The following is a 5,184-nucleotide window of genomic DNA, read 5'->3' as shown; positions in this document are numbered from 1 at the left end:
GATCGAGATCATGCCGAGCGTGGCGTCTAGCAGGAAGGAGATCTTCTGCGACAGGAAGGTGGCGTGGTCGGCGAGCGACAGCACGTCGCGAGACAGCGTCTTGATGCGCGCCTTGGTGTCCTTGCTCATCTTGGTGCGGGTCGAGGCATGGGCGAAGAAGCCTGCCAGGCGCTGCAGCGAGATCAGGCTGTCGCGGATCGAGGAGGCAATGTCCTCCTTGCGGCCGATGGCTTTCAGCAACTCCTGGAAATCACGGTTGCGCTTGGAAACCTTGGTCGACCGCGCCTCGAAGATATCGCGCGAGATCGCCTCGATGTCGCGGCCGGCGCGTTCCAGAATGTCGGCGAGACGGTCGACGATCGCCTCCAGCAAGCCGATCAGGATGGTGTCGCCGCTGGTGCAGCCGGTCGCCACCTTTTCGGCGCGCTGCGGAAAGGTCTTGAAAGCTTTCGGTTCGTGGTAGCGCACCGTGATCAGCCTTGTGCCGGCGAGCACGAAGGTAACCGGCGACATCAAGGGATCGTCGATTTCGGTCTGGGCGGGCAGGGTGGCGGTCATGAAATAGGCGCCGTCCTCGACATAGAGGCGGCTCGAAATCTCGATCTCCTCCATCTCCTCGCGCGTCGGAATGGCAACGCCGAGCCAGCTCTCGATCGTCGCTTCCTCTTCCTTTGTCGGGTTGAACAGGTCCGCCCAGACGATGGTCTCGCTGTTTGCCAGGAGATCGTCGACGACGCGCAGGCGGTCATTGTCCACGACGAAGGCCTTGATCATCGCCTGATATCCCTTGCTGGGGGTGCGTTCGGATTGACGCGTCGTGTTGGATTGCACGGTTCTCGACGTCAGCGCCGACCGTGCGTCTGCCGCTTAGACCTGTGACGTGACAAAATCAAGACAAGCGGCTGTCGGGCGGATGGCCGCCGTCGCCTTGGAAGCATGTATCGAGGAACTTCGCCGACAGCTTGCCGGGATGTTCTCGACCGCTTCAGGGCATCAAGTGTTGAACTTGAACAACAGCACGTCGCCGTCCTGGACGACATATTCCTTGCCTTCGTCGCGCGCCTTGCCGGCTTCCTTGGCCGCGACTTCGCCGCCCAGTGTGACGAAGTCGTTGTAGGAAATGGTCTGGGCGCGGATGAAGCCGCGCTCGAAATCGGTGTGGATGACACCGGCGGCCTGAGGCGCCTTGTCGCCTTTATGGATCGTCCAGGCGCGCGTCTCCTTCGGCCCGGCGGTGAAATAGGTGATGAGGTGCAACAGGTCGTAGCCGGCGCGGATGACCTTGTTGAGGCCGGGCTCGTCGAGGCCGAGCGAGGACAGGAATTCCATCTCTTCCTCGTCCGAGAGTTGCGCGACTTCGGCTTCGATCGCCGCCGAGATCACCACGGTGCCGGCGCCTTGCGCGGTGGCCATCTTTTCCACGGCCCTGGTGTGTTCGTTGCCGGTGGCGGCATCGGCCTCCGCGACATTGCAGACATAGAGCACGGGATGCGAGGTCAGAAGGTTCAGGCCCTGCAGGATGCGCAAATCTTCGGCCGAAATACCCTTGAGCAGGATGCGGGTCGGCTTGCCGGCCTGCAGCAGTTCGAGCGCTGCCTCCATCAACGGCAGCACGGTCGTCGCTTCCTTGTCCTTGCTGCCGGCGCGCTTGCGGATCTGGACGATGCGGCGCTCGATGCTGTCGAGGTCGGCAAGCATCAGCTCGGTCTCGACCGTCTCGGCATCGGCGACGGGGTCGATGCGGCCCTCGACATGGGTGATGTCGTCATCCTCGAAGCAGCGCAGCACATGCACGATGGCGTCGACCTCACGGATGTTGGCGAGAAACTGGTTGCCCAGCCCTTCGCCCTTCGAGGCACCGCGCACCAGGCCGGCAATGTCGACGAAAGAGATGCGAGTTGGAATGATCTCCTTCGACTTGGCGATCGCGGCGATCTTCTGCAGGCGCGGATCTGGCACCGCCACCTCGCCGGTGTTCGGTTCGATGGTGCAGAATGGATAGTTGGCGGCTTGCGCCGCAGCCGTTCTGGTCAACGCGTTGAAAAGCGTCGACTTGCCGACGTTGGGCAAGCCAACGATGCCGCATTTGAAACCCATTTTTGTTCGGTCCTATCGGGAAAATAGAAATTTGATCAGGGCTATGGGCGATAGGGGTGATCAACGTCAAGCCCTTCGGTCCCCTTGATGCTCAGTCCTTGCCGCCGAACAGCTTCTTCAGCATGGCGGCCATTGGACCGCTTTCCGGCAGCTTGACCACCGGCTGTTGAGGCCGTGCTTGGCGGACATGACTTTGCTGCTTGTGCGCCGACTGCTTCTGCGCTGGCTTTTCGGGCTCCGGCCCGGCCTTGCCCTGGACGGCGAGACTGGCCTTATTCATGAAGCCGGATTCGTCGCCCTTGACGATCATGGCGGCATTATCGGCGATCGCGTCGAGCAGCGGGTCGAGCCATTCGCGGTCGGCTTTGGCGAAATTGCCGAGCACATGGTGCTGGACCATTTCCTTGACGCCGGGATGGCCGACGCCGATGCGCACGCGGCGATAGCCATTGCCGATATGACCGTCGATCGACCGGATGCCGTTGTGGCCGCCGGCGCCGCCACCGGTCTTGATGCGCAGCTTGCCTTCGGCAAGGTCGATCTCGTCATAGAAGACGGTGAGCGCGGAAAGCTCGAGCTTGTAGAAGCGCAGTGCTTCGCCGACCGACTGGCCGGACAGGTTCATGAAGGTCTGCGGCTTGATCAGGACGATTTTTTCGCCGCCGAGCGTGCCCTCGGAAATGAGGCCCTGGAATTTCTTCGACCAGGGCGAAAAGGAATGGCGGCGGGCGATTGCGTCCGCCGCCATGAAACCGACATTGTGGCGGTTGTCAGCGTATTTCGCGCCCGGATTGCCGAGACCTGCAAACAGCAGCATCGCCTGCTCCGGGCGTGAAAGAGTTACTTCTCGTCGGCGGCAGGAGCCGCTTCAGGTGCAGCTGCTTCAGCCGTCTCTTCCGTCTCCGGCTTCATCGCCGACGAACCGGCAATGGTCGCGATGGTGAAGTCGCGGTCGGAGATCACAGGCTTGACGCCAGCCGGCAGCTTGACCGCCGAGATGTGGATCGAGTCGCCGATGTTGGCGCCGGTGAGATCGACGGTGATGAACTCCGGGATCGCATTGGCCGGGCAGTGGAACTCGACTTCGTGACGCACGATGTTGAGCACGCCGCCGCGCTTGATGCCGGGCGACTTGTCCTCGTTGATGAAGTGGACAGGCACGTCGACATTGACTTCGGTGTCCTTGCCGATGCGCAGGAAGTCGACATGGACAGGGAAATCCTTGACCGGGTCGAGCTGGAAGTCCTTCGGCAGGACCTGGATCTTCTTGCCGTCGACATCGATCGTGGCGATCGTGGTCAGAAACCCACCGCCATGGATCTTGTAGTAGATATCCTTGTAGGTGAGCGCGATAGCCAGGGGAGGCTGCTTGTCACCATAGATTACTGCAGGCACTTTACCGTTGCGGCGAACTGCACGGGCGGACCCCTTACCGACCTGTTCGCGTGCTTCGGCCTTGAGCTCGTAAGTGTCGTGGCTCATGGCATTTCCTTTCGGTTTACTGGAGCGCTCACGGTTGGCAGAGTGCCTGGACCGTAAACGTCGAAAGCCGACATACCCATGCATGATCTGGTCCGAAAACCGGAATCCACTTTTCGGGATCATGCGGGAAGGCGGCCTTCCGCCGCGTTGCCTCCAAGGGTGTCTACGCGGGTGGCGGCTCTATAGCGGAAGGCGGCCGGAGGTGCAAGCCAAAGGCACGCCCAGGCTGGTGCAGTCCAGGCGGTCGCTATCCGCGCTTTTCGATGACGGCATAAAGCACGTTGCGGTTCTCGCCGAAGAACACCCGCGCCTCGACGGTGTTGCGGTCGACGCTGGCATTGACGATGTTCCACATATCGACCTCCGATCGCAGCAGCAACACCCAGTCCATGAATGTCTCCCGGTAGCCGGCGTCAGGCGTGCCCTCGGCGTAGTTCGCAAACAGGAACGTCCCGTTCGGCTTCAGCATCTGCAGGCAGGTCTTCGTGAGTTTCACCGCGACGTTGTGGGCGAGGTAGTCGTAAAGGCCGGAGGCATAGATGAAATCGAACTTGCCGAGCTTGTGACCCCGCGTGAGCACGGTTCGCACCGAGCCGTCGATGGCTTCGACCGCGGTGCCCTGGAAGTCGCGCGCGATCAGCCCAACGCTCTGGGGATCCTGATCGAGCGCAACCCAGCGCTTGAGACGGCCCTCCGTCAAGGCGACCGAGCGATTGGCCTCCCGCAAATGGCCGGCCGCGATCGCCAGGATCTCGGTTTGCGGTCCATTCTTGACCGCAATCTCGTCGACATATCGGGTCAGGAGGTCGCGTCGTTCCCGTGCCGCGACGCATGAGGGTACGTTCTGGGTATGGCTATAGAGCGCCTTGCCGATCTCCGAGGCGTTGGCCACGCTCTCTGCCACGTGCGGATCGCAATAGATGTAATCAAGCAACTGCGCGTCGCCGGAATAGCCCCTGGGCTTGGTGAAGGACCAGTGCGTCAGCGGATCCTCGAGAAAATACTTCAGGATCGGATGGTTCTGCGCCACCGGTATCAACGCATGCCAGACGTCGGGATGAACCTTGGAATGCAGGCCATTGAGGAAGGACAGCAAGCGACCGACGATCTCGGCGGGGTTCTTGTCCTGTTCGATCTGCTGCTGTGTCGCGTGGAGAATGAGCGCCAGCTCCGCGCGCGCGGTTTCGAACGCTTCGCCATGATGCTCGAGCTTTCCCCGAGGCAGCGTGCCGGCGAGCATCGCGGCAGTAATCAAGCTTTTGCCATCAAGAACGGTCTGCACGCCATCACTCCATAGTTAACAGTCGGTTAACTTATTGCGTAGAATGCTCCATTTGCCAATGTCGGGCTGACGGCATTTTATCGTTATGATTAATTTCCCGCCAACCATGTTCCTCTTTAGACGGCTTCCGGCCCGAATTCCGGGTTCGAGTTAACGGAAACTTGTCTTGCGCGATTGCATTTGTTTGCCCGGCGTCGCAATCGCCGTCGCGTCCAAAGGAGCCGGCCCGCGTGGGGGCAGAAGCTGGAAATGAGTTCGGAAAACAAAATCCCTTTCAAACGGGGTCTATTGTGATGAACGAACACCTGTCCTCCGTATTGGTC

At 60.9% G+C, this 5,184-nt stretch carries 5 protein-coding genes; all 5 read right to left on the bottom strand.

Annotated elements, in window-relative coordinates; translation table 11 throughout:
* A partial coding sequence (locus EN893_RS17975; RefSeq protein ID WP_128361676.1) for a CorA family divalent cation transporter occupies positions 1-774 on the bottom strand: 774 nt, incomplete at its 3' end.
* A 219-nt stretch (positions 775-993) separates the two neighbouring features.
* Positions 994-2,097: a redox-regulated ATPase YchF gene (ychF, locus tag EN893_RS17970; protein WP_127270552.1), complete on the bottom strand. Its 1,104-nt coding sequence runs from the start codon at positions 2,095-2,097 to the stop codon at positions 994-996.
* Positions 2,098-2,188: 91 nt separating this feature from the next.
* Positions 2,189-2,914: an aminoacyl-tRNA hydrolase gene (pth, locus tag EN893_RS17965; protein ID WP_127270550.1), complete on the bottom strand. Its 726-nt coding sequence runs from the start codon at positions 2,912-2,914 to the stop codon at positions 2,189-2,191.
* Between the two features lie 23 nt (positions 2,915-2,937).
* Entirely contained in the window at positions 2,938-3,579 is a 642-nt protein-coding gene (locus EN893_RS17960; RefSeq protein ID WP_127270548.1) for a 50S ribosomal protein L25/general stress protein Ctc, read from the bottom strand.
* A 247-nt stretch (positions 3,580-3,826) separates the two neighbouring features.
* Positions 3,827-4,861, bottom strand: a complete 1,035-nt coding sequence (locus EN893_RS17950; protein WP_127267866.1) for a class I SAM-dependent methyltransferase — start codon at positions 4,859-4,861, stop codon at positions 3,827-3,829.
* Positions 4,862-5,184 lie beyond the last annotated feature (323 nt).

The organism is Mesorhizobium sp. M7A.F.Ca.CA.004.04.2.1, from assembly GCF_004022825.1.
In the GTDB taxonomy this organism is placed as follows: Bacteria; Pseudomonadota; Alphaproteobacteria; order Rhizobiales; family Rhizobiaceae; genus Mesorhizobium.
The sequence above is the reverse complement of the archived record's forward strand: the minus strand, read 5'-3'. Positions and strand labels throughout refer to the sequence as shown.